This is a genomic window from Arthrobacter sp. 05N425 (assembly GCF_056397125.1).
Genome location: NZ_JBFTMU010000005.1, coordinates 102,037 through 124,122, shown reverse-complemented (window position 1 = coordinate 124,122; position 22,086 = coordinate 102,037). Strand labels below are relative to the sequence as shown.

23 protein-coding genes are annotated in these 22,086 nt (G+C 67.0%); 15 read left to right on the top strand and 8 right to left on the bottom strand.

The window, feature by feature from the left end:
* Positions 1-22: 22 nt before the first annotated feature.
* On the top strand, positions 23-1,087 hold the full coding sequence (locus tag AC1DGE_RS09770) for an adenosine deaminase (protein ID WP_476917381.1): 1,065 nt from the start codon (positions 23-25) through the stop codon (positions 1,085-1,087).
* Between the two features lie 79 nt (positions 1,088-1,166).
* Here AC1DGE_RS09770 and AC1DGE_RS09765 read toward each other — a convergent pair whose 3' ends face one another.
* Together AC1DGE_RS09765 and AC1DGE_RS09760 are read right to left on the bottom strand one after the other, a co-directional pair.
* On the bottom strand, positions 1,167-2,141 hold the full coding sequence (locus AC1DGE_RS09765) for an aldo/keto reductase (RefSeq protein ID WP_476917380.1): 975 nt from the start codon (positions 2,139-2,141) through the stop codon (positions 1,167-1,169).
* A gap of 74 nt (positions 2,142-2,215) precedes the next feature.
* Positions 2,216-2,656 carry a DUF2177 family protein gene (locus AC1DGE_RS09760; RefSeq protein ID WP_441418349.1) on the bottom strand — a complete coding sequence of 147 codons (441 nt, stop codon included), beginning with the start codon at positions 2,654-2,656 and terminating at the stop codon, positions 2,216-2,218.
* 157 nt (positions 2,657-2,813) lie between these two features.
* Between AC1DGE_RS09760 and AC1DGE_RS09755 the strand changes: the two genes are divergently transcribed.
* Both AC1DGE_RS09755 and AC1DGE_RS09750 read left to right on the top strand, forming a co-directional pair.
* On the top strand, positions 2,814-3,680 hold the full coding sequence (locus AC1DGE_RS09755; RefSeq protein WP_476917379.1) for a DUF1295 domain-containing protein: 867 nt from the start codon (positions 2,814-2,816) through the stop codon (positions 3,678-3,680).
* Between the two features lie 123 nt (positions 3,681-3,803).
* The gene (locus tag AC1DGE_RS09750) at positions 3,804-4,676 is read left to right on the top strand and encodes a pullulanase X25 domain-containing protein (RefSeq protein ID WP_476893086.1); all 873 of its coding nucleotides are present in this window, start codon (positions 3,804-3,806) and stop codon (positions 4,674-4,676) included.
* 419 nt (positions 4,677-5,095) lie between these two features.
* On the opposite strand, the gene AC1DGE_RS09745 is transcribed toward AC1DGE_RS09750, so the two are convergent.
* A complete protein-coding gene (locus tag AC1DGE_RS09745; protein ID WP_476917378.1) occupies positions 5,096-6,331 on the bottom strand; it encodes a mechanosensitive ion channel family protein in 1,236 nt (411 codons plus the stop codon).
* Between the two features lie 255 nt (positions 6,332-6,586).
* Here AC1DGE_RS09745 and AC1DGE_RS09740 point away from each other — a divergent pair, with 255 nt between their 5' ends.
* The 3 genes from AC1DGE_RS09740 to AC1DGE_RS09730 are packed head-to-tail and all read left to right on the top strand — an operon-like array spanning position 6,587 to position 7,986.
* Positions 6,587-6,787 carry a hypothetical protein gene (locus AC1DGE_RS09740; protein ID WP_476917377.1) on the top strand — a complete coding sequence of 67 codons (201 nt, stop codon included), beginning with the start codon at positions 6,587-6,589 and terminating at the stop codon, positions 6,785-6,787.
* Positions 6,788-6,812: 25 nt separating this feature from the next.
* A complete protein-coding gene (locus AC1DGE_RS09735; RefSeq protein WP_476917376.1) occupies positions 6,813-7,262 on the top strand; it encodes a hypothetical protein in 450 nt (149 codons plus the stop codon).
* Between the two features lie 25 nt (positions 7,263-7,287).
* The gene (locus AC1DGE_RS09730; protein WP_476917375.1) at positions 7,288-7,986 is read left to right on the top strand and encodes a hypothetical protein; all 699 of its coding nucleotides are present in this window, start codon (positions 7,288-7,290) and stop codon (positions 7,984-7,986) included.
* 46 nt (positions 7,987-8,032) lie between these two features.
* On the opposite strand, the gene AC1DGE_RS09725 is transcribed toward AC1DGE_RS09730, so the two are convergent.
* On the bottom strand, positions 8,033-8,299 hold the full coding sequence (locus AC1DGE_RS09725; protein WP_441418356.1) for a YegP family protein: 267 nt from the start codon (positions 8,297-8,299) through the stop codon (positions 8,033-8,035).
* 156 nt (positions 8,300-8,455) lie between these two features.
* Here AC1DGE_RS09725 and AC1DGE_RS09720 point away from each other — a divergent pair, with 156 nt between their 5' ends.
* Complete coding sequence (locus AC1DGE_RS09720; RefSeq protein WP_441418357.1) at positions 8,456-8,773, top strand: acylphosphatase; 318 nt, start codon at positions 8,456-8,458, stop codon at positions 8,771-8,773.
* Between the two features lie 27 nt (positions 8,774-8,800).
* Here AC1DGE_RS09720 and AC1DGE_RS09715 read toward each other — a convergent pair whose 3' ends face one another.
* Positions 8,801-10,513, bottom strand: coding sequence for a RecQ family ATP-dependent DNA helicase (locus tag AC1DGE_RS09715; protein WP_476917374.1), 1,713 nt, complete (start codon positions 10,511-10,513; stop codon positions 8,801-8,803).
* A 156-nt stretch (positions 10,514-10,669) separates the two neighbouring features.
* Here AC1DGE_RS09715 and AC1DGE_RS09710 point away from each other — a divergent pair, with 156 nt between their 5' ends.
* The 8 genes from AC1DGE_RS09710 (at position 10,670) to AC1DGE_RS09675 (ending at position 19,240) form a co-directional block, all read left to right on the top strand.
* The gene (locus AC1DGE_RS09710) at positions 10,670-11,005 is read left to right on the top strand and encodes a cupin domain-containing protein (protein ID WP_441418359.1); all 336 of its coding nucleotides are present in this window, start codon (positions 10,670-10,672) and stop codon (positions 11,003-11,005) included.
* A gap of 42 nt (positions 11,006-11,047) precedes the next feature.
* Positions 11,048-12,319, top strand: coding sequence for an alpha-hydroxy acid oxidase (locus AC1DGE_RS09705; RefSeq protein ID WP_476917373.1), 1,272 nt, complete (start codon positions 11,048-11,050; stop codon positions 12,317-12,319).
* Between the two features lie 81 nt (positions 12,320-12,400).
* Positions 12,401-13,303, top strand: coding sequence for an ABC transporter substrate-binding protein (locus AC1DGE_RS09700; protein ID WP_476917372.1), 903 nt, complete (start codon positions 12,401-12,403; stop codon positions 13,301-13,303).
* 6 nt (positions 13,304-13,309) lie between these two features.
* A complete protein-coding gene (locus tag AC1DGE_RS09695; RefSeq protein ID WP_476917371.1) occupies positions 13,310-14,398 on the top strand; it encodes an amino acid ABC transporter permease in 1,089 nt (362 codons plus the stop codon).
* Positions 14,395-15,162, top strand: coding sequence for an amino acid ABC transporter ATP-binding protein (locus AC1DGE_RS09690; protein WP_476917370.1), 768 nt, complete (start codon positions 14,395-14,397; stop codon positions 15,160-15,162). Before AC1DGE_RS09695 ends, AC1DGE_RS09690 begins: the two co-directional genes overlap by 4 nt.
* A 194-nt stretch (positions 15,163-15,356) precedes the next feature.
* On the top strand, positions 15,357-15,563 hold the full coding sequence (locus AC1DGE_RS09685) for a GYD domain-containing protein (protein WP_476917369.1): 207 nt from the start codon (positions 15,357-15,359) through the stop codon (positions 15,561-15,563).
* A 213-nt stretch (positions 15,564-15,776) separates the two neighbouring features.
* On the top strand, positions 15,777-17,141 hold the full coding sequence (locus tag AC1DGE_RS09680; RefSeq protein WP_476917368.1) for an MFS transporter: 1,365 nt from the start codon (positions 15,777-15,779) through the stop codon (positions 17,139-17,141).
* Positions 17,142-17,347: 206 nt separating this feature from the next.
* On the top strand, positions 17,348-19,240 hold the full coding sequence (locus tag AC1DGE_RS09675; RefSeq protein ID WP_476917367.1) for an FAD-binding monooxygenase: 1,893 nt from the start codon (positions 17,348-17,350) through the stop codon (positions 19,238-19,240).
* A 115-nt stretch (positions 19,241-19,355) separates the two neighbouring features.
* Here the strand turns inward: AC1DGE_RS09675 and AC1DGE_RS09670 are convergent, their stop codons facing one another.
* The 3 genes from AC1DGE_RS09670 to AC1DGE_RS09660 form a co-directional block, all read right to left on the bottom strand.
* Positions 19,356-19,772, bottom strand: coding sequence for a hypothetical protein (locus tag AC1DGE_RS09670; RefSeq protein ID WP_476909162.1), 417 nt, complete (start codon positions 19,770-19,772; stop codon positions 19,356-19,358).
* A 234-nt stretch (positions 19,773-20,006) separates the two neighbouring features.
* On the bottom strand, positions 20,007-20,876 hold the full coding sequence (locus AC1DGE_RS09665; protein ID WP_476917366.1) for an Ltp family lipoprotein: 870 nt from the start codon (positions 20,874-20,876) through the stop codon (positions 20,007-20,009).
* A 584-nt stretch (positions 20,877-21,460) separates the two neighbouring features.
* Positions 21,461-22,042 carry a histidine phosphatase family protein gene (locus AC1DGE_RS09660; RefSeq protein WP_476909164.1) on the bottom strand — a complete coding sequence of 194 codons (582 nt, stop codon included), beginning with the start codon at positions 22,040-22,042 and terminating at the stop codon, positions 21,461-21,463.
* Positions 22,043-22,086 lie beyond the last annotated feature (44 nt).

Genomic DNA, 22,086 nt, shown 5'->3' with positions numbered 1-22,086 from the left:
CCGGCAGGCATATCCTTACCGAATGGAAACTAACAATGGCGGCGTCGACGCGGCCCAGGCTGAGGGCGTCCCCGAGTTCGCGGAGGTCCCGGCAGGAGTCCATGCCGCGCTGCCCGTGGCCGAGCTGCACCTGCATATCGAGGGCACGTTGGAGCCGGAACTGATCTTCGCGCTCTCGGAACGAAACGGGATCGCGCTGCCCTACGCGGACCTGGACGAGCTGCGCGCGCGGTACGAGTTCACGGACCTGCAGTCGTTCCTGGATCTCTACTACGCCAACATGGCCGTGCTGCAGACCGAGCAGGACTTCGCCGATATGACCCGCGCGTACCTGGCGCGCGCCGCCACAGCCGGGGTGCGGCACGCCGAGATCATGCTGGATCCGCAGGCGCACCTGTCCCGCGGCGTGTCGCTGGCGACGTGCGTGAACGGCGTGGCCTCCGTGCTGGCCACCTCCGCGCAGGAGTTCGGCGTCTCCACCCTGCTCATCGCCGCGTTCCTGCGCGACCTCTCCGAGGAGTCGGCGCTGGAGGTGCTGGAGCAACTGCTGGCGATGGACGCGCCGATCGCCGGCATCGGGCTGGACTCGGCGGAGGTGGGCAACCCGCCGTCGAAGTTCGAACGGCTCTTTGCCCGCGCCAAGGAGGCCGGACTGCACCGCATCGCGCACGCCGGCGAAGAGGGCCCGCCGTCGTACATCATCGAGGCGCTGGACGTGCTGGGCGTGGAACGGATCGACCACGGCATCCGCTGCATGGAGGACCCAGAGCTGGTGGAACGCCTGGTCAACGAACTCATGCCGCTGACCGTCTGCCCGCTCTCCAACGTCCGGCTCCGCGCGGTCGACACCCTGGCCGAGCACCCGCTGCCGGGCATGCTCGCGGCCGGGCTCAACGTCAGTGTGAACTCGGACGACCCGGCCTACTTCGGCGGGTACGTGGATGAGAACTTTGCCCAGCTCAAGTCCGTGATCGGGCTCTCCGAGTTCGACTGCGTGCGGCTCGCGGCCAACTCCATCCGGTCCTCCTTCGCGAGCGAGGAACGCAAAACCGAGTTGCTGGCCGAACTGGCAGCCTCGGGACGCTAAAGCCCTTAACGCAACGCGGGGTCACTTACGGTCCATTCCACCCCTGGGGATGGGCCGTAAGTGACCCCGCGTTGTGGTCTTAGACGTCGATGCTGTCCATGTGCGGGTAGCGCGCGCCGACCGCGACGCCGGCCGGAGCCAGCTCATCGAGCCGGGCGAGGTCGTTCTCGGAGAGTTCGACGTCGACGGCGCCCAGGTTCTCGCGCAGGCGTTCGCGCTTCTTCGTCCCGGGGATCGGCACGATGTGTTCGCCCTGGGCCAGCAGCCACGCGAGGGCCAGCTGCGCCGGGGTGCAGCCCTTCTCGGTGGCGAGTTCCGTCACCCGGTCCACAAGCTCGAGGTTGCGGGTGAAGTTCTCGCCCTGGAAACGCGGCGAGTGGCGGCGGAAATCGTCCTCGGCGAAGTCTTCCTCGCTGCGCAGCTGGCCGGTGAGGAAGCCGCGGCCCAGCGGGCTGTAGGGGACAAAGCCGATGCCGAGTTCGGCGAGGACCGGGAAGATCTTGGTCTCCGGCTCGCGCTCCCACAAAGAGTATTCGGTCTGCAGCGCGGTAATCGGGTGCACGGCGTGGGCGCGGCGGACGGTGTCGGCGCTGGCTTCGGAGAGGCCCAGGTGCTTGACCTTGCCGGCCTGGACCAACTCGGCCATGGCGCCGACGGTTTCCTCGATCGGCACGGTCTTGTCCACCCGGTGCTGGTAGTACAGGTCGATGTGGTCGACACCGAGGCGCTGCAGGCTCGCGTCGCACGCGGCCCGGACGTATTCGGGCGTGCCGTTGATGCGGACCCACGAACCGTCCTCGCGGCGTTCGTTGCCGAACTTGGTGGCGAGGACGACGTCGTCGCGGCGGCCGGCGATCGCGCTGCCTACCAGCTTTTCATTGGTGAACGGGCCGTACATGTCCGCGGTGTCCAGCAGCGTTCCGCCCGCGTCGAGGAAGGCATGGATGGTGGCGACGGACTCCTTTTCGTCGCCTTGGCCGTAGAACTCGCTCATGCCCATGCAGCCGAGCCCAAGGGCGGAGACGGTGAGTGAGCCGAGGGTGCGTGATTCCATGGAGATCTCCTGAACCAGAGGGGAGTGCCGCGGATCAGCCCCGAGCGAGCGGGGGCGGCGGCGATCAACCCACTCTAGCCAGCTTGTTTGCCGTGGGCAACGGGTTTGCCCAGCCGCAGCAGCAGGGCGGTGAGAGCGGTGACGGCCGCACACACCGCGGCTCCCCAAACGATGTCGGTCAATGCCACCACGGCGGGGAAGTCCTTGAGGATCGCGAACGCGGTCAGGGCCCAGGTTGCGTAGGTGAAGAAACCGAACAGCGCCGCCCCGGCCGCCCGGCTCCGCAGTGTGGCATTGGGATCGTTGGGGCGGATGCCGTAGTGCACTATGCCCACGACGTAGACGACGTAGAACAGCACCGCGCCCAGGACGTTGAAGCTGGCGGGGAGCAGGTGCCCGATCTGGCTGCGGTATTGGTTGTTCGCCACGGTGCTGATCCAGAGGGCGTCGATGCCGGCAAAGATGACGGCGGCAACTGCGTAAGCGAGCAGCCACTTCTTGGTGGGACCGGTCATGGTGGCTCCTCTTGTCGGCAAGGTGCTGGCGTTCCCCGAAGTATAGGCGGCGGCCAGTCAGGGCTGCGATTCTCCAGTATTGAACAATACTGATGGTGGCGGGGTTCCCCGCCCCGGAGCGCCAGCGCTTGGCGACGCCTGTGAAAGGAACATCCTGATGAAAGACTCGGACCGCAAAGCCCTCGCCAGCATTCCCGGGGTTGTCGTGATTGGGGCGCTGCTGGCGGTTGCCGGCAGCCAGGGCGGCGCCGTGGCCGGCGGGATTCCCGTTTTCGCGCTGGCCGTCGGGGCCGCTTTCCTGATCCAGTGGCTGGCGTTCATTCCGGCGTTCCTGGCGCAGACGGAAAAGTTTTTCGACCTGACCGGGTCGCTGAGCTACATCGCCGTCACGCTGCTGCTCGTCCTGCTCACTCCGGGCATCGACGCGCGGGGATTGTTGCTCGCGGGTTTGGTGCTTGTCTGGGCGGTCCGGCTGGGTACGTTCCTGTTCCGTCGGATCAGCCGGGCCGGCAAGGATGACCGTTTTGACGACATCAAGCCCTCCTTTGTCCGCTTCCTCAGTGTCTGGACCATGCAGGGCATTTGGGTGGCGTTCACCGCCGCTGCCGCGTGGGTGGCCATGACATCCGCGAACCGGGTAGCGCTGGATGGCTTCGCCGTAGCCGGCCTCCTGGTGTGGGTGGCGGGCTTCGGCTGCGAGGTTTTGGCGGACTCCCAGAAGTCCCGGTTCAGTGCGGACCCCGCCAACAGGGGCAAGTTCATCTCGACAGGTTTGTGGGCGAAGTCCCGGCACCCGAACTACTTTGGCGAAATCCTGCTCTGGGTCGGCGTCGCGATCATTGCCTTGCCCACACTGCAAGGTTGGCAGTGGGTTGCCCTCATCTCACCGGTGTTCGTGGCTCTGTTGATCACCAAGGTCAGCGGCGTACCGCATCTCGAAAAGAAAGCCGACACCAAGTGGGGCGGCCAGGCCGACTACGAGGCCTACAAGAAGAACACCCCGGTGCTGATCCCCCGGATCTAGCCGCACAGCGGCACTCCGGTCCGTCATAGTGGGTCACGACACCCAGAGTTAACCCGGTCCGGTCGCGGAACCTGCCGAACCTTGGCAAAATGCAGGTGGATCAATTGCTTCTAAAGGAGACCCATGGGCGCGAACGCTGCGGAAAACACGAACCTTCGGCTTAAGGCTGTGCTGGACGTCCTGGCCGAGGGGGTCTGGTCAGGCGAAAAACTGAACGCCGGCGTCGTGCTGGGCGAGGCCATCGCCCGGGTGCCGCTCAATGACCATGAGCGCGAACTGCTCAGCGGCGGCATTCCCCGCGGCCACAAGGCCCTCACCACCGCGACGGCCAAGCTGGTCAAGGCCGGCTGGCTGGTCAAGGGCCGCTCCGGCTGGACCATCACCGAGGACGGCCAGCGCGCTACGGTCGCCTTCGCCGACCCCGCCGCCTTCACTGCAGCGCTCGACGCCGGTACTCCGGTCCCGGCCGACACCCCGCTGCCGTCCGCCCCGGCCGGGAAAGCCGCCGGCAAGCCGGCTCCCAAGACAGCCCCGAAGGCCGTCCAGGTGGCGGAAAAGGTCGCCGAAAAGGTGGCCGACACAGCTGCCAAGCTGGTCGAAGAGGCCGTGGCTCCGGTGGCGAAGGCCGTCCGGAAGCGTAAGGCGGCGTCCGAGGCGTCCGCCGAAGCCGCACCTGCAGCAGGCGTGGAGGCCATCGAGCAACCAGAGGCGGTTGCCGTTGCCGGCGATTTCACCGTCCTGCTGGGTGCGCCTGCCAACTGGGCCCCGCAGTACGACGAGGTCCAGATGCAGCTGGACGAGGTGGACCAACTCTGGAAGCTCGCCGCGGAACTGCCGCCCGGCTCCTACAGCTTCAAGATCGCGATCAACCGGTCCTGGGACGAGAACTACGGCGCCTTCGGCCACTTCGACGGCGCCAACCACGAGGTGCACCACCGCGGCGGCCTGCTGGTCATCCAGTACGACCACCGGACCCACGACATCGTCATCGACTAGGCGACCGGCGAGGAGTCAGTCCCGACCCTCTACAAACAACGCGGGGTCACTTACGGCCCATCCTGGCTATCGGGATGGGCCGTAAGTGACCCCGCGTTGCTTTAAACCGCGGTTCAGAACCTTGTGGGGTCGGGCCGCGGCGGCACAGGCGACGGCGGCGGGACCGGCCCAGGATCCGGGATCGGCAGCGGACCCGGCGTCGGCGTGGGTCCCGGCGTCGGACTTGGCCCGGGCGCCGGCATGGGCGACGGCGGGGTGGGCCCCGGTTCCGGCGGGAACGGATCGCCGGGCTGCGGCTCGGGCGACGTCGGCCCCGGTTCTGGCGGGAACGGGGATGGCTCGGGCGCTGGGGGAATGGTCATGGCTCCGATTATCGACCTGCACCAGCCGCGAGGGAAGACTGGCCCGGCAGGGCGGGCCTAGTTCTGCGCCGCGATCGACTTGTCGCGGTCCTCGAACACATCCTCGCCCGGGCCGGAGAACGCACGGGAACGCTGCACGGCCTCGATGGAACCGGTGAACAGCTGTGAATCGTGCGGGTCGGAGGGCAAGCGCGAGGCGGTGTCGTCCGCCGCGGAGAGCTTGCCCGGACGGCGGGGCGCGGGCGGCGTCGAGGCTCCGGCGGCCGGCATGGACTCGAGCCGGACGTGCGGCAGCGCCGTCGGGTGTTCCTGCTGCAGGAAGAGCACCAGCTCTTCGCGGATCAGGCAGCGCAGGTCAAAGAGCGAGGCGCTGTCCCCGGCGCTGACCAGGATGCGAACCCGGACAAAGCCAGCCGTCGCGTCGGTGATCTGCAGGATGCCCACGCGCTTGTCCCAGAGTTCGGTCGAGGCGAGGACCTTCTTTAGCTCCGCCCGCATGGCCTCCACGGGGGCACGCCAGTCGAGGTCGAACTCCACGGTGCCCATGACCTCGGACTGGCGCCGCGTCCAGTTCTCGAACGGGGTGGTGGTGAAGTACGTGGAGGGCAGGATCAGCCGGCGGTCGTCCCAGATGTGGACCACCACGTAGGTCAGGGTGATCTCCTCGATCCGGCCCCACTCCTTCTGGACCACCACGACGTCGTCCACCCGGATCGCGTCCGTGAAGGCGAGCTGGATGCCGGCGAAGACGTTGACCAGTGAGGTCTGCGCCGCGAGACCGGCCACAATCGAGATCACGCCGGCAGAGGCCAGCAGCCCCGCGCCGAGGGCCTGGATCGCGGGGAAGGTCAACATGATACTGCCCAGCGCCACGACCGCGATCAGCGCGACGCCGATCCGGCGGGCCAGGATCACCTGGGTCCGGAGCCGCCGGGCACGCCGGTTGTCCGCCACGTCCACCCGGTACCGAGTGAGGACCATGGTTTCGATGATGAGCAGCACGGCGATCGCCAGCCAGGCGACGGAGGCGATCAGCGCGATCGCCAGGGCGTGGTCCACGTTGCGGCGCCAGTCGGCGTCGTGGGTGGTCAGAGCCAGCGCGATCCGCACCCCGATCAGGCAGAGCGCGAAGCGCAGCGGCAGCCGTGCCATCCGGGAGGTTTCCCGGAGGGCCTCCTGCTTGCGGTTGAGCCGGAGGATGACACGGCGCACCAGCCAGGAGGCGGTCAGCCCGGCGGCCACGGCCAGGGCCACGGCGAGGAAGGGCATGGCAGAGCTCAGAAAGTCTTGCATCCTTCAAGGTCTAGCAAGCTTCGCTGATCAACTGAAATCGGTGGAATGTCAACGTGGGTCTGGTCACCCCAACGCTCCCGCGCGGCATCCGTGCCCCACCGGAGACGATTCGGGACCTAAGCCCCTAGGATTCGCGGTGCAAAGCCCCAGAATAGTGCCACCACTTGCATCTCTGGGGGAGGGTGACATGAGCCATAGGATCTCATTCGGCACATTCGGTTCCGCCGCGTTCTGCGCGGCGGTTTTGTTGTCTGGGTGCGGGTCGCCGGCGGCGGCGCCAGCCAGCAGTGCGCCGGCCAGCATGTCGCCAGGCACGACGTCGGCCTCCGCTACCGCGAGCGCCTCGCCGACGGCGGAATCACCGTCTCCCTCGAGCAGTTCCGCACCCAGCTCCACGACGACGGCCCCGGCGGGCTGGAAGTCGTACACGACGCCGGACGGGACCCTGACGTTTGACTACCCGGCGACCTGGTCGGTCAAAGTGACCGGCAGTGCTGCCGCGCTGGTGAGTGACTACGGCAAAACCATGGCCACGCTGCGGACCCAGGCGGGACCGGCACCGGCGTGCAGCACCAAGTCGCAGTTCATGGCCTACGACTCCGCGCCGATCCCGGCCCTCACCCAGTCCGGAGTGACCCCAAGGTTCGCCTATGAGGCACGGGTCGATTCCGCCGCGGCCGATCCGAGCAAGGCGCAGACCTACGCGTACGGCATCACCTCCGCGCCGAAGCCCGCCGGAACCGAGGCCTGTCCGTTCGCGCAGTCCTTTACCTGGCCGCCGAACACGGCGTCCTTTGGCGGCGTCTATGACCCGTTCGACACCACGCCCGGCAAGCCCATGCATGTGGACACGCCGGAGGTGTACAAGGACACCGCCGAGTACAAGATCATCCGGCAAGCCCTGCTCTCCCTGCGACCGGCGGGGAAGTAGTCCGCCGGTGGCACGTGCTCGGCAAATGGCGGGCGCCGCGCTTGCGCTGGCCGTACTGCTCGCCGGCTGCGCAGCCCCGGTAACACCGACGGAGAGCACGGCACCCACCACTACGACGGCGCCCGGCTCACCGACTGCAGCAACGGCAACGCCGCCGGAGACAACGCCGTCGGACTGGCAGACCTTCACAACCTCGGACGGCCTGTCCTTCGACTACCCGCCCGGCTGGACCGCCCGGGATCCCGGCGGTGACCTCGGTGGAGCCTTCGTGGATGTCACCAATACGGCCGGGAAACCGATGGCCCAGCTGCGCACCAACATCGTCACCGGCGCGGAGTGCACCGTGCAGTACCCGTACCAGGTCTACGATTCACAACCGCTCCAGGCCCTGGTGGAAGCGGGCAGCGCGGACCGGGGCGTTCCACGCTATGTCTTCGAATCCCGCGGTGACGGCACCGGACCGGGCCCGAGCACCACGGCCGCCTACGGGATCACCATGATGCCGGAGGAAACCGGGCCGCTCGCCTGCCCCATGTTCCATCTCTTCCTTTGGCCGCCGAGCGGGGCGTTGTTCGGCGGCACCTACAACCCGGCGAACAACCTCACCCCCGGCCCGTCCTCGTTGCCGTATCTGGAGAAGGCGAAGCGCTACGCCGGCACGGAGGAATACCAATCAATCCGGAAGATGATTACGACCCTGCGGCCGGCGAAGGCGACGGGGTAGCCGCACCCAGGCGCGGCGCCCAGGCGCGGCGCCCGCATCCCAAAATTTACACGGCGGGGAAGTGCCGTCGCTGGCGGCTGTGGGGGCGGGCCGCCGTGCTGCTCTTGGTCCAGGTGGTGCCGCCCCAGGGAGTTGAATGGGTCTCCCGGATCAGTCCGGTGCCGGCGCACTCGCGGACTGCCATGATGCCGTCCGCCGCGGAACGCTTGTCCTCGAAGGCTTTTGAGACAGCGAGCACTGTGCCGTCCGCCCCCAGCAGCCGGAACCGGACGTTCGATTCTGCGTCGGTGAAGATTTCGAATTGTCCTGCCATTGTCTTTTCCTTTCAGGCGTTCCGGCAGGCGTCGCGGGGTGTCCGCTGAGTGCGCTGTGCCGGAGGTCTTCTTCCACCCTCCTTGGCCCGGGACAAGCCTGAAAGGGGCAAAGGTCCCGGATGTGGGCAGCGCCGGACCGGGACTACATTGGAGGCATGGCTGATTTTGCTGGTGGATCCGGGGCTGCGGACGCGGGTGCCGCCGTGCGTCTGACGGCCCGGGTGCAGGGCATGGTGCAGGCGGTCGGCTTCCGGTACTGGACAGTGCGCAAGGCCGAGGAACTCGCCCTGCGCGGCACCGTGCGGAACAACGAYGACGGCACGGTCGGCGTCGTCGTCGAGGGCCCGCAGGCGGTGGTGCTGCAGTTCCGGGCCTGGCTGCGCTCGCCGGAGGCGCCTGGACGGGTGGACCACGTGGACGAGCGGATCTCTCCGGCCACCGGAGCCTTCAGCAACTTCCGGGTGCTCTACTGAGCGCGGGTCACACCCACGGTGCGGGCATCAGGGCAGCGGCCTCAGCAACCCGCTCGCCAGCACCGCTCGCCGGGACAGGGTCTTGTAGCCCTCCCGCTCAAACAGCACCGTGATCAGCCCGTCGTCGTGGCCCATCACCAGGCCCGGACCCCAGAGGGCATGCTCCACGGCCGCGTTCAGCGGGAACTCTTCCGCGCCGGCCATGGACGAACCGGCCGTGGCAGCGCCGTCGCCGTGCGTCCTTCCTGCCGAACCGTCGCCGCAGTTGTCACAGTTCCCGCACGGGGCTGGGAAGTCCTCGCCGAAGTAGCCCAGCAGGAACTGGCGCCGGCAGCGGTGCGTCTCCGCGTAGCCGCGCATCATGGCGATGCGGGACTTGTCGACTCGTTCGCGCGCCGCGGCGAGGTCGACGGCGCGTTCCACCAGCGCCGCGGGATCGGCGCCCGGCGCCAGGCCCACCCCGTCGGACGCCATTGTCACCCCGCCGGTGTCCTGCAGCTGGTTCAGCAGCCCGGTGAGCCGGCGCTGCGGGTACCCAGTCGCCGCCGCGAGAGCCTGCGGGGGAACCGGAGTGCCGGCGTCGCGCAGGACGTCGAGGACGGCCAACAGGGCCTCCTGGTCCGGACGGTGGGTGGCGAAGTAGCGGCGCAGGCCCAGGTCCTCGGAACGGTAGTGCAGCGCCGCGACGGCGGGCCGGCCGTCCCGTCCGGCGCGGCCGAACTGCTGGTAGTAACTGTCCAGCGACTCGGGAATGTCCGCGTGCAGCACGAACCGGACGTCCGGCTTGTCGATCCCCATCCCGAACGCGGTCGTCGCCACCACCACGTCGAGGTCCCCGGCCAGGAACTGCCGGTGCACCTCGTCCCGTTCCGCCGCGCTCCGGCCCGCGTGGTAGGCCGCGGCGCGCAGGCCCTTCTGCGCCAGCTTCGCGGCGTACTTCTCGGTGTCCTTCCGCTTGGCCGCGTAGACCAGGCCAGGGCCCTGAAGCTCGCGGACCAACGCTGCCGCCTGCCGCACCACGGCACGGCGCTTCTCCTTGTCCTCGTGATGCCGGATGACGTCCAGGCTGATGTTGGGCCGGTCGAAGCCGCGGACCAGCACCAGCGGATCCGTCATCCGCAGGCGGTCCAGGATCTCCTCCCGGACCGGGGGAGCGGCGGTGGCAGTGAGGGCCGCCGTCGTCGGGTTGCCCAGGCGCTCGCGGACCTCGCCCAGGCCGAGGTAGTCGGGCCGGAAATCGTGGCCCCAGGTGGACACGCAGTGGGCCTCGTCCACCACGAACAGGGCAATGTTCAGGCCCGCGAGCCGCTCCACCGTGCTGGTCTTCGCCAGCTGCTCCGGGGCGAGGAAGAGGAACGCGGCCTCGCCGTGCTCCACGGCCTGCCAGGCGCTCTCCTGCTCCGCGGCGCTGTGCGAGGAATTGACGGCGACGGCGTGGTCCGGGCCAAGCACGGCCGCCAGGCCGTCCAGCTGGTCCTCCTGGAGGGAGATCAGCGGGGAGACGACGACGGTGGGCCGCTTGAGCTGCCGGTGAAGGAGCAGCGCCGGGACCTGATAGATGGCCGACTTCCCGTACCCGGTGGGCATCACCGCGAGGACATCCCGGCCGACGGCGAGCGCGTGCATGCCTTCGAGCTGTCCCTCGCGGAGCCGGGGGAGACCGAAACTGGCGGCGGCGAGCGTGCGGAGGGCGCCGTCGTCGGGTGCTTCGCGGACCGGGCCGGCGGTGGCCTCGCTCATTCGACGCTCCCTTGCGACGGTGCGGACTTTGGCGGCCCGCAACGCAGGCCGTTGGGTTCAGGGTAGGCGCAGCCCGGAGATAGAAGAAACGCTTCGGCTGACGGTCGGGACAAATGGCCCTCGGCAGGGACCTCAGCGGTGGGTAGGGTGACCCGCATGCAGAAGATATCGATCGAGGCCCTTGCCCGCCAGCAGGTTACGGCGGCGCTCGCGGCGCCCAGCGGCCGGGCCGCAGACACCGCTTACGGCGGCCACGAGAAGGTCCTCCGGCAGACCGTGATGGCGTTCAAGGCCGGGACGCAGCTGAGCGAGCACCAGAACCCGGGGGAGGCGACCGTCTACGTGATCCGCGGCTGCGTCCGGCTGCAGGCCGGCGAGGAATCCTGGCAGGGGAAGGCCGGCGACCTGCTGATTGTGCCCGACGGGCTGCACAGCCTGATGGCGGAAGAGGACTCGGCGATCCTGATGACGGTGGCGAAGACCAAGGGCTGAGTACTGACCAGAACGCGCACCCACCCAGTTGAAAGGCCCTCCTTGAAAGTCAGCGAAGCCAGGCAGCTCATCCAGGTCAAGGCGCCCATCTTGTCGCGCCGGCGCCGGGTGCTGGCCAACGCCTTCAACGTTGAGGAGTACCGGAAGGCGGCACGGAAAGTGCTGCCCACCGGGATCTTCGACTACCTCGACGGCGGGTCCGAGGACGAAGTGACGCTGCGCCGCAACCGTGCCGTCTTCGATGCCTGGGCCTTGATGCCCAGCTGGGGCCCGGTATCCGGACCCGACACGAGCACCACCCTGCTGGGGAAAGAAAGCGCCCTGCCGCTCACCCTGACCCCGACCGGAGCCACCCGGCTGTTCCATCCCGAGGGAGAAGCGGCCGTCGCCGCGGCTGCAGACCGGGCCGGTATTCCGTACGGGCTGGCAGGGCTGAGCACCGTGGCGATGGAAACGATCGCGGCGCGCCAGCCGAACCTTGACCGCTGGTTCAACTTCGGCCTCACCTCCGATGCCCGGGCGCTCAAAGACAAACTGGCGCGCTGCGAAGCCGCTGGCTTCACCACGCTCATTGTCGGCGTCGACACCCGCGCGCTGGGATCCCGGGAGCGGGATCTGCACAACGGCTTCACCGCGCCTCCCGCGCTGACGCTGTCAACCATCGCAGACATCGCCCGGCGTCCTGCCTGGTGGATCAACTTCCTGAAGTCGGACGGCATCAGTTTCCCCAACCTGGACCCCCGCAGCGCATCGGCAACCTCCATGATTACGCCCGCCATGTGGCAGAACATCCTGGGCCACTCGGACGCGACCAGCGGATGGAATGAGCTGGAGGCTTTGCGGCAGGCGTGGAGCGGCAAAATCGTCCTGAAGGGCTGCGTCAACCCTGCCGACGTCGCCAAAGCCTCGCGCATTGGCCTGGACGCCGTGCAACTGAGCAACCACGGCGGACGCCAGCTCGACCACATGCTCAGCCCCATGGACGTCCTGCAGGAATCGCGGCAGCGCGTGGGCGGTTCGATCGAGATCTACGTGGACTCCGGCATCCGGCGGGGCAGCGACATCCTCAAGGCACTCGCGCTGGGCGCCGACGCCTGCTCGATCGGCCGGGCCTACCTTTACGGGCTGGTCGCCGCGGGGTCGCCCGGCGTCGGACGGATCATCGAGATCCTCGCGGACGAACTCCGGCGTACGATGACGTTAGTAGGCGTTTCCAGCATTCCCGAGTTGAAAGCCCGGGGTGGAGAAATTCTCCGGGACATTCGTCATTCCGGGGAAATCCTTGAATCGACGGCGTCAGGCGACACGAAGTGATTCACTCTGATCCAGCAGGCACCCAGAGTTCTCCCGCAGCGCCGCGGGAGGCCAATGAATCCCTGAACAGCTAAGGAAACCATGCGTACTCGATACCTTTTTCCCGTTCTCACGATCGCAACCGCGCTCTCCCTCTCAGGCTGTGTCAACAACAGCGAACCCGCGGCCTCCGGCGGAGCGAATGCAAGCTCCGACGCCGTCGACGTGAAAAAGAACGACGCCATTGCTGCGGCCCTGCCGGAGAAAATCAAGAACGCCGGCGTGCTCAATGTCGGCATGGCCAACAATTACCCGCCCAACGAGTTCAAGGACGATAACGGGGCACCCGCAGGCTGGTCCGTGGATCTCACTAACGCGCTGGGAAAAGTGATGGGGTTGAAGGTCAATTTCGACATTGGCACCTTCGATAACATCCTCCCGGCCGTCCGGGCAGGGAAGGACGACATGGGGATGTCCTCCTTTACCGACACCGTGGAACGCGAAAAGCAGGTGGATTTTGTGAACTACTATTCCGCTGGTATTCAGTGGGCCGCGCCGAAGGGCAAGACCGTGGATCCGAAGAACGCCTGCGGGCTCAAGGTCGCCGTCCAGGCCACCACCTACGAGGACACGCACGAGGTGCCGGCCAAGTCGAAGGCCTGCACGGATGCCGGGAAGGCGGCCATCACCATCTTCCGCTACGACGCCCAGGACCAGGCCACGAACGCCCTGGTGGTGGGGCAGGTCGACGCGATGAGCGCCGATTCGCCCGTGACGCTGTATGCGATTTCCAAGACCAAGGACAAGTTGCAGACCGCCGGCGACGCGTTCGAGGTGGCACCGTACGGGATCCCGGTGGCGAAGGGCAGCGCTTTCACCCCGGTCCTGCAGAAGGCGCTCCAGTCGCTGATCGACGACGGTTCGTACACCAAGATCCTGGCCAAGTGGGGAGTGGAAGCCGGCGGCATCAAGACGGCAGAACTCAACGTGGCCGCCAAAGGGTGACACCCCATGAGCGAGCGGGAACCCGACCGGATGATTGAGCCGGACCCGGCCAAGCCGCTGCCCGCGGGCGCGGCGCCGGCCGGCGGGGCGCAGCCTGCCGGTAACGCGCAGCGCGCCGGCGTGGGCAGCGGGACGGACGACGCCCCGGCGGAGGCCATCGTCGCGATCCCGCTGCGCCACCCCTGGCGGAACGTGATCGCCGTGCTCCTGCTGTTGGGCCTTGCGGTGTTCGTGCTCGACGCCGCCCAACGCCCTGATTACGGCTGGGCGGATGTGGGCAAGTATATTTTCGACCGCCGGATCAGCCAGGCCGCCTGGGTGACATTGTGGCTGACCATTTACGCGATGATCGGTGCGATCGTCATCGGGCTCCTGCTGGCCATCATGCGGCTCTCCCCGAACCCCGTGCTGAAGAGCATCGCGTGGCTCTACATCTGGATCTTCCGGGGAACTCCGGTCTACGTCCAGCTGGTTTTCTGGGGCATCGTGTCGCTGATTTATCCGGTGTTCACCCTGGGGATTCCGTTCATGACGCCGTGGGTCACCATCCCGAACGAGGTCTTCACGAACCTGTTCATCACCGCCGTGATCGGCCTGGGCCTGAACGAGGCCTCCTACATGTCTGAGATCGTGCGGGCCGGCCTGCTGTCCGTGGACGAGGGCCAGGCCGAGGCCTCGACGGCGTTGGCCATGTCCTGGGGGCAGACGATGCGGTACGTCGTGGTCCCGCAGGCCATGAAAATCATCATTCCGCCCACGGGGAACGAAGTTATCTCGATGCTCAAGACCACCTCCCTGGTGGCCGCGATCCCGTTGAGCATTGACCTTTACGGCGTCTCCCGCGGCATCTCCGCGGTGACGTTCACTCCGGTGCCGCTGCTGATCGTCGCGTCCCTCTGGTACCTGCTCTTTACTTCGGTGCTGATGGTCGGCCAGCACTTCATCGAAAAGCGGTTCTCGCGCGGAACCGGCCGGATGAAGACCAGCAAGGGACCCGCGGAGCCCGGGCCGGCGGCGACGGCGGGACCTGGCGTGCAGGGCGCACCCGGGACGCCCGGCGCCCCGACCGGTAACGACTTTGGAGGAAAAGGATGACCGGCGCTCCCATGGTCCTTGCGGAAAAGGTTTCCAAGAATTTCGGCACCAACAGGGTGCTGCGCGGGATCAGCCTGGAAGTAGACCGCGGCGAGGTGCTCTGCATTGTGGGCCCCAGCGGCTCAGGCAAGTCGACCTTCCTGCGCTGCATCAACCACCTGGAGCGCGTCGACGGCGGCAGGCTGTCGGTGGAAGGCCAGCTGGTTGGCTACCGTCAAAAGGGCGACAAGCTCTACGAGCTCAAGCTAAGTGAAGCAGCGCACCAACGGCAGGACATCGGAATGGTCTTCCAGAGGTTCAACCTGTTCCCGCATCTCACCGCGTTGGAGAACATCACCCTTGCGCCCATGCGGGTGAAAAAACAGTCCAAGGCAGCGGCCACCGTCAGGGCTATGGAACTGCTGGAGCGTGTGGGGCTGGAGGACAAGGGGGATGCCTATCCCGCGCACCTGTCGGGTGGCCAACAGCAGCGCGTGGCGATCGCCCGTGCCTTGGCCATGGACCCGAAACTGATGCTCTTCGACGAACCGACCAGCGCCCTGGACCCGGAGTTGGTGGGCGAGGTCCTGGACGTGATGAAGGGGCTGGCCAAGAGCGGCATGACCATGATCGTGGTGACCCACGAGATGGGGTTCGCCCGGGAGGTTGCGGACACCCTGGTCTTTATGGACGAGGGTGTGGTGGTGGAAGCCGGACCTCCCCGGCAGCTCCTCAGCAACCCGCAGCACGACCGCACCAAGGCGTTTCTTTCCAAGGTCCTCTGACGCGACACCGGGCTCCGGCCCGGGTGGGCGGATGCCGCCGTCGGACTTTCCGGAACCCGTTGTCAGTGTGCCGGAGCGGGCCTACGCTGTGCCTCGACGGCCCCACTCCGGGACCGGCTCCAGGACCCTCCCTCGCTGGGGTGCCAGCACATCCCGGATGCCTGCGTCCTGGACTTCACGGGACAGGAACTGCCATGACCAAGTATCTGTTTGAAGCCAATTACCTGGGCGAAGGAACCAAAGGACTGATGCGCGAGGGCGGCAGCAAACGCCGCGACGCCCTGATGGACGCCCTCAAATCCGTGGGCGGATCGCTCGAGTGCTTTTATTACGCCTTCGGGGACACCGACGTCCTGGGTGTCCTTGAGGCCCCGAGCGACGCCGATGCCGCAGCCCTCTAGCTGATGATCAATGCCACCGGCAACGTCAACGTTCGGCTGAAGCCGCTCATGACGGTGGAAGACATCGACGAAGCGGTCAAGAAGACGCCCACGTACCGGGCGCCGGGTCAGTAGGGGCGCTAGCCGTCAAAGCCTGCGTTCTGTGACGGCCCAACTGGTCCGCGACGGCCGGCGGGTTCGGTGCCGGCCGCCGTCGTAGGACAGACTGTTGCCGTGAGCAACTCTCCCCGCACCGGCATCGCCATCGCAGGGCTCAGCCTCGGCACGGCGCTGAACCCGCTGAACTCCTCGATGATCGCCGTCGCGCTGGTGGTCTTGCGCGCGGATTTCGCGCTCGACGTCGCCACGGTCACCTGGGTGGTCACCTCTTTCTACCTGACCTCGGCGGCCGGCCAGCCGCTGATGGGACGGCTCGCGGACCGCTTCGGCCCGCGCCGGCTGTTCCTGCTGGGCATGGCCCTGGTGGCGGTGACCTGCGCGCTGGCCCCGTTCGCGCCGAACTTCGCGCTGCTCTGCGTGGCGCGGGCGTTCATGGCGCTCGGCACCGCCACGGCGTATCCCAGCGCCGTCGTGATGGTCGCGGCGCTGGCGCGGCAGGCGAACGTCAAATCCACCCGGCCGCTGGGCCGGATCCAGATGGCGAACACCTCGGCGGCCGCCGTCGGGCCGGTGGTGGGAGGCCTGCTGGTGAGCCTGGTGGGCTGGCAGGCGCTGTTCCTGATCAACGTGCCCCTGGCGCTGGCGGCGATCCTGGTGGTACGCAGGTTCGCCCCGGCGGACGTTGAGCGGGAACGGGGCAAGGTGTCGGAACTGCTCCGCGACTCGGACCTGCCGGGCATCGGCGCGTTCATCGGCGCCCTGGTGCTGGTGATGATGGCGCTGCTCAATGTGCTGCCCGCCTACCGCTGGTGGCTGCTGGGCGGCGGGCTGCTGCTCGCCGTGCTGTTCACTGTGCGGGAGTTGCGCTTCAGCCCGCCCTTCCTGGACCTGCGGCTGCTGGGGACCAACCGGCCGCTGCTGCTGGTGTACCTGGGCTTCGCGTTGTTCAACGGCGTCTACTACTTCGCCTTCTTCGGCCTCCCGCAGCTGCTGCAGACCGCCGGCGGTTACGACCCGGGAATCGTGGGCCTGCTGATGCTGCCGCTCGCCGCGATCTCGGTGGTCGGAACACCCTTTGCGGTCCGCGCCATCGACAGCTTCGGCGTCCGGCGGGTGCTGATCGCCGGCGTCGTGCTGCTGATCGCCGCGTCCGGAACCATGTGGCTGCTGACCGCGTCCCTGGCCGCTCCGCTGGTGCTGGCGATGACGGCGCTGCTGGGGGTCCCGTATTGCGTGGTCAGTATCGCGTCCAGCCAGGGCATGTACCTTTCCACCCGGTTGGAGGAGCGTGGTGTGGCGGCGGGGATCTACCAGACCTGCCGCTACCTCGGCGCCATCACCGCGACAGTGCTGATCGGCATTTTTTACGGCACCGGAGTCAGCCAGGCGAACTGGGGGCTCATGGTGTTTGTCATGCTCGGCCTCGGCGCGGTGGTATTCGTCGTGTCGCTGCTCTGGCGGGAGCGCCGGCCGGCCTAGGGCGGTCTGGCCGGCACTGCCGCCGGAGCCCTTGACGCCCCCGCACCACGGGGGCTATGTGTGAGCGGAGCCACAAAATATTTGCCTGCGCGCCTTCGGGACGCCTATAGTCGACTCAGCGGTTCGATAATAGAACATTGAGTTCTATTATCGAACAATCGATCTTGACGGCAGCAGCCAGCCCTACAACGACGTAAGGAAATCCCGTGCACTTCCACCACCACGGTTATGTATCCGGGGACCCGCGGGTCCAGCCCGCCGCCGGCGTCGGGGTCGACCGCCCGGCAGAGCTTCCCGACGTCGTCGACGTGCTGATTGTGGGCACCGGGCCCGCGGGCATGGTCGCCGCCGCGCAGCTCTCCCAGTTCTCCGACATCACGACGCGGATCGTGGAGCGCCGGCCGGGCCGGCTCGCCATCGGCCAGGCCGACGGCATCCAGGCCCGGAGCGTCGAAACGTTCCAGGCCTTCGGCTTCGCCGAGCGGATCATTGCCGAGGCGTACCGGATCACGGAGATGGCGTTCTGGAAGCCGGACCCCGCGGACCCGTCCCGCATTGTCCGCGCCGCCCGCACCCTGGATGACCCGGCCGGGATCAGCGAGTTCCCGCACCTGATCGTCAACCAGGCCCGCGTCCTGGACTACTTCGCCGAAGTCATGGCCAACGCCCCCACCCGGATGAAACCGGACTACGGCTACGAATTCGTGGGGCTGGAAGTCGGCGAGGGGGAGTACCCCGTCACCGTGACGCTCGCGCACACTTCCGGACCGGAGGCGGGCCGGGAGCGCACCGTGCGGGCCAAGTACGTGGTGGGCGCGGACGGCGCCCGGAGCAAGGTGCGGGATTCGATCGGCTGCACCATGGCGGGGGACAAGGCCAACCACGCCTGGGGCGTGATGGACGTGCTAGCCAACACCGACTTCCCGGACATCCGCACCAAATGCGCCATCACCTCGGGCGCCGGCGGCAGCATCCTGCTGATTCCGCGCGAGGGCGGCCACCTCTTCCGGATGTACGTGGATCTGGGCGTGGTCCCGGAGGGCGACGCCGGCGCGGTGCGCAGCACCAGCATCGAGCAGATCATCGCCAAGGCGAACGCCATCATCCACCCCTACACCCTGGACGTGCGCAACGTCGCCTGGCACAGCGTCTACGAGGTGGGCCACCGCCTCACCGACCGGTTCGACGACGTCGTCCCGGAGGAGCGCGGCACCCGCACGCCGCGCGTGTTCATCACCGGCGACGCCTGCCACACCCACAGCGCCAAGGCCGGCCAGGGCATGAATGTCTCCATGCAGGACGGCTTCAACATCGGCTGGAAGCTGGGGCATGTGCTGGAAGGCCGCAGCCCGGAGAGCCTGCTGGCCACCTACTCAGCCGAGCGCCAGGTGGTCGCGAAGAACCTCATCGACTTCGACAAGGAATGGTCGACCCTGATGGCCAAGAAGCCGGAGGAATTCGACAGCCCGTCCCAGCTGGAGGATTTCTACGTCAGCACCGCGGAGTTCCCGGCCGGCTTCATGACCCAGTACACCCCGTCGATGCTGATCGGCGAGGCCACGCACCAGGAGCTGGCCACCGGCTTCCCGATCGGCAAGCGCTTCAAGTCCGCGCCCGTGGTGCGGGTCTGCGACACCAATCCGCTGCACCTGGGCCACCAGGCCACGGCGGACGGCCGGTGGCGGATCTACGTCTTCGCGGACCAGGCTGTGGCGGGGGCGGCGTCGCCCACCACGGACCTGGCCGCCTGGCTGGCCGAGGCGCCGGATTCGCCGCTCGCCGCCACCCCGGAGGGTTTGGACCGGGACGCCTGGTTCGACGTGAAGGTCATCTATCAGCAGGAGCACACGGAGGTGGATATCACCGCCGTGCCGGCAGTCTTCAAGCCTGCCGTGGGGCCGTTCCAGCTCAACTACCTCGAGAAGGTCTACGCCGCGGATCCGCGGGCGGACATCTTTGAGCAGCGCGGCCTGGACCGCGGCGGCGTTGTGGTGGTGGTGCGGCCGGACCAGTACGTGGCCACCGTCCTGCCCCTGACGGCGACGGCGGAGCTCGCCGCGTTCTTCGCGGGGTTGGTGGGGGAACGTTCTTCGGTCTGAGGCGGGGCTGGCGCTGTCTTGCGGTTCTTGTGAGCCGGAAATCCGTCATCGGGACTCCGTGCAGTGACAGGCGGGTGCAGACGGTTGAATTTGGCCATCCGCACCCGCCGAGAGGCTATTTGGTTACGTGAACGACAACAGCTTTAGTAAGGGGTTGCTTGGCGCCCGGGTTGTCGATTCCGGTCACTGTCCAGTTGCTCAGCCAGAGGACTGTCTTGCCTGTATCAGCGTTGAAGATGACGTTCTCGAATCCCAAAGCAGTTAGGTCGTCGTCCAGGGCCTGAGCATTCATGCCCGCAACTGCGGCCGGAATAACGGCCGTCTTGGGCGGAGCGGGAGCGGCAGGTTTGGCTGCCACGGGCGCTGCAGCAACTGGAGCGGCGGCTTCGGCTGTCACCGTTACAGTTGCGGTGGCCGTTTCCGTCACGGTGACGGTCTCTGTGACCGTCGGAGCAGCTTGGGGCGTGGTCCCTCCCGCGCACCCTGTTAGCGCGAGACAAAGCAAACCCGTCAGGGCCAGTTCTTTTTTCATTATTCCCATTTTCTTTTTCTGGAGCTCCCAGCCACTAACGGGCGGGTCGATACATTCGTTAATGCGGCGTTCATGGACCGGTGCGCCCGAGGCTGTTCCCGTCCTCGGGTCACAATCCCGTACGCACCCCTTCGACTATTAGTGCCGCGGTCGGCTGGAGGCCGAGACGCCTCGTAGTTCCATCTGCGTTGGCTGCGACCTCAGGGCCAACGCAGATGGAACTGAAGCGCGTTCTTAGAGGCCCGTTTTGCTTACGCCGTACTCGGCTTGCGCCGGGGTGTAGCCCTCGAAGATCAGTTGGTCGACCAGACCGGGACGCGAGAAGGACGTCATGTCAAGGTAGTCCTTGGCCTTCTTGGCCGCCTGCTCGTTCCAGTTGACCGTCATGTGATCCACAGCCCAGGTCGCGTCCGCGGGCGAATACTTCTCGAATACCAACTGGTCGATCAGGCCCGAGCGCGAGAAAGCGGCGAATTCGAGGTAGTCGCCAGCCTTGTTGCGGGCGTTCTGCTGGCTCATCGTCCCTGCGTTGGCCAGAGCCTTGGCAGCAGCGTCGGCTTCGGCCTTTGCCTTTTTGGCGGCCGCAGCGGCTTCGGCTTTGGCGTCGGCCTTGGCTTTGGCGTCGGCATCAGCCTTGGCCTTGGCGTCAGCATCGGCTTTCGCTTTGGCTTCCTTCGCGGCAGCGTCGGCTTCGGCCTTGGCGGCCTTTGCGGCAGCCTCCGCTTCGGCCTTCGCGACGGCGGGATCCACGGTTGCCGTCTCGGACGGGAGGGCGGCAGCGGTGGCACCGGCCGAGTCGTTCACGGCGGAAGCGGGCGTCGCGGAGGTCGTGGCAGCTCCGGCGCGGCTGGCGTTGATGATGATGCTCAGGAGGAGGAATGCGCCAGTGACGATCAAGGCAATTTTCTTGTGCTTTTCGTAACCCTCGAGCGGAAGCCCCTGCTTATCGCGGGTCTTGTTCGCCAGTACGAGTATGAGGTCTATCAGTGCCCAGATGCCCAGACCGCCGAAGGTGACGAGCTTGAGGATGCCGGTTCCGATCTTGCCCAGATAGAACCGGTCTACGCCGAGAACGCCGAGGAGGAGGGAAAGCAACCAAGTCACGAGGAATGATTTGCTGCTCTGTTGGGCCTGCCCATAGGCAGGGGCCTGCGGGTAGGGGGCGAAATTCGGGGATTGGCTCATGAGAGTCCTTTCATAGGACACCTGACCGACGTGCAATATGAAGCGTGCGGAGTGGGTGCAGTGATGGATGCGCATAGGGGGAGCCCGGGCGGAAACGCAGTCCGCAAAGGCGGCACGGCTCCCCAACCGACAGTCACAAGCATGTTCGCTTCCCCCACGAGCGTCGCGGGTTCAGATACCCGCAAATCGGATGTTACACGCAATCCGCGACATTGAAGCCGATAAGTTTGGAAAAATGACTTTCGAGACGATTCGGGTCAATTCCAGCACGCAACATTTGTAAGCCAGCTGCGTTCTGAGAAGGAGAGCGTCCTGAAAGGGGAGTTTTCGGTCACTCCGTTTCGAGCTGATGAAATCAGTCTCGACGAGGACTGAATGCGGGGCGGTTGCGCTCAAAGAAGCACTAACCGTCTTACCACCGGGAGCCGGTACGCATCGGGGCAGCGTTCCAGTTGTGGGAATCAATCGAGCGAGTCGAACGGCATAATTCGCCCCGCCGGTGGTCAGCTGACGGTTGCGGCCAACCGCTCGCCGTTGAAGTATTCAAGCTCCCAGCCGTCGACGGCGTGGTGGTGGGCCAGGTTGAGTACGGCGTTGTCGACCCGCGGCAGCGGGCGGCCGGCTATGCGGCTCAAGCTGACCCTGAGCAGCGACCCGTGCGCCACAACCAGGACACGGCCGCCGCGGAACTCCTCCGCGAGGGCTTCCAGCGCGCCCAGTCCGCGGTCGGCGGCGTCGTCCTCGGTTTCGGCGCCGCGGAAACCGCCGGGGATGCGCAGGGCGTCCAGCTCCGGGCCGTCCTGCAGCCCCTCAGCCGGGCCGAAGGAGCGCTCGGTGAGCTCGGGAACGTGGCGGCCCACGCTGAGGCCGAGCCCGGCGGCGATCAGGTCTGCGGTCTCGGCCGCACGGCCCAGCGGCGAGGACACGATCGCGTCCCACTCGTCGCCGGACAAGGCTGCGGCAGCCTCCCGCGCCTGGCCGCGGCCGACGTCGTTCAGCGGAATGTCAGTGGAGCCCTGAAGCCGGCGCTCGGCATTCCAGTCGGTCTGGCCGTGACGGATGAGCGCAAAAGTTGTGAGGGGCATGGTTCCATTGTGCCGGTGGTGGGGGCCGGACCCGGAATCGCCCC

Excerpts from the sequence above, each read along its gene's own strand:
- AC1DGE_RS09770 (WP_476917381.1), top strand. The coding sequence starts at position 23 with ATGGAAACTAACAATGGCGGCGTCGACGCGGCCCAGGCTGAGGGCGTC.
- AC1DGE_RS09765 (WP_476917380.1), bottom strand. The coding sequence starts at position 2,141 with ATGGAATCACGCACCCTCGGCTCACTCACCGTCTCCGCCCTTGGGCTC.
- AC1DGE_RS09760 (WP_441418349.1), bottom strand. The coding sequence starts at position 2,656 with ATGACCGGTCCCACCAAGAAGTGGCTGCTCGCTTACGCAGTTGCCGCC.
- AC1DGE_RS09755 (WP_476917379.1), top strand. The coding sequence starts at position 2,814 with ATGAAAGACTCGGACCGCAAAGCCCTCGCCAGCATTCCCGGGGTTGTC.
- AC1DGE_RS09750 (WP_476893086.1), top strand. The coding sequence starts at position 3,804 with ATGGGCGCGAACGCTGCGGAAAACACGAACCTTCGGCTTAAGGCTGTG.
- AC1DGE_RS09745 (WP_476917378.1), bottom strand. The coding sequence starts at position 6,331 with ATGCAAGACTTTCTGAGCTCTGCCATGCCCTTCCTCGCCGTGGCCCTG.
- AC1DGE_RS09730 (WP_476917375.1), top strand. The coding sequence starts at position 7,288 with ATGGCGGGCGCCGCGCTTGCGCTGGCCGTACTGCTCGCCGGCTGCGCA.
- AC1DGE_RS09725 (WP_441418356.1), bottom strand. The coding sequence starts at position 8,299 with ATGGCAGGACAATTCGAAATCTTCACCGACGCAGAATCGAACGTCCGG.
- AC1DGE_RS09715 (WP_476917374.1), bottom strand. The coding sequence starts at position 10,513 with ATGAGCGAGGCCACCGCCGGCCCGGTCCGCGAAGCACCCGACGACGGC.
- AC1DGE_RS09710 (WP_441418359.1), top strand. The coding sequence starts at position 10,670 with ATGCAGAAGATATCGATCGAGGCCCTTGCCCGCCAGCAGGTTACGGCG.
- AC1DGE_RS09700 (WP_476917372.1), top strand. The coding sequence starts at position 12,401 with ATGCGTACTCGATACCTTTTTCCCGTTCTCACGATCGCAACCGCGCTC.
- AC1DGE_RS09695 (WP_476917371.1), top strand. The coding sequence starts at position 13,310 with ATGAGCGAGCGGGAACCCGACCGGATGATTGAGCCGGACCCGGCCAAG.
- AC1DGE_RS09690 (WP_476917370.1), top strand. The coding sequence starts at position 14,395 with ATGACCGGCGCTCCCATGGTCCTTGCGGAAAAGGTTTCCAAGAATTTC.
- AC1DGE_RS09685 (WP_476917369.1), top strand. The coding sequence starts at position 15,357 with ATGACCAAGTATCTGTTTGAAGCCAATTACCTGGGCGAAGGAACCAAA.
- AC1DGE_RS09670 (WP_476909162.1), bottom strand. The coding sequence starts at position 19,772 with ATGAAAAAAGAACTGGCCCTGACGGGTTTGCTTTGTCTCGCGCTAACA.
- AC1DGE_RS09660 (WP_476909164.1), bottom strand. The coding sequence starts at position 22,042 with ATGCCCCTCACAACTTTTGCGCTCATCCGTCACGGCCAGACCGACTGG.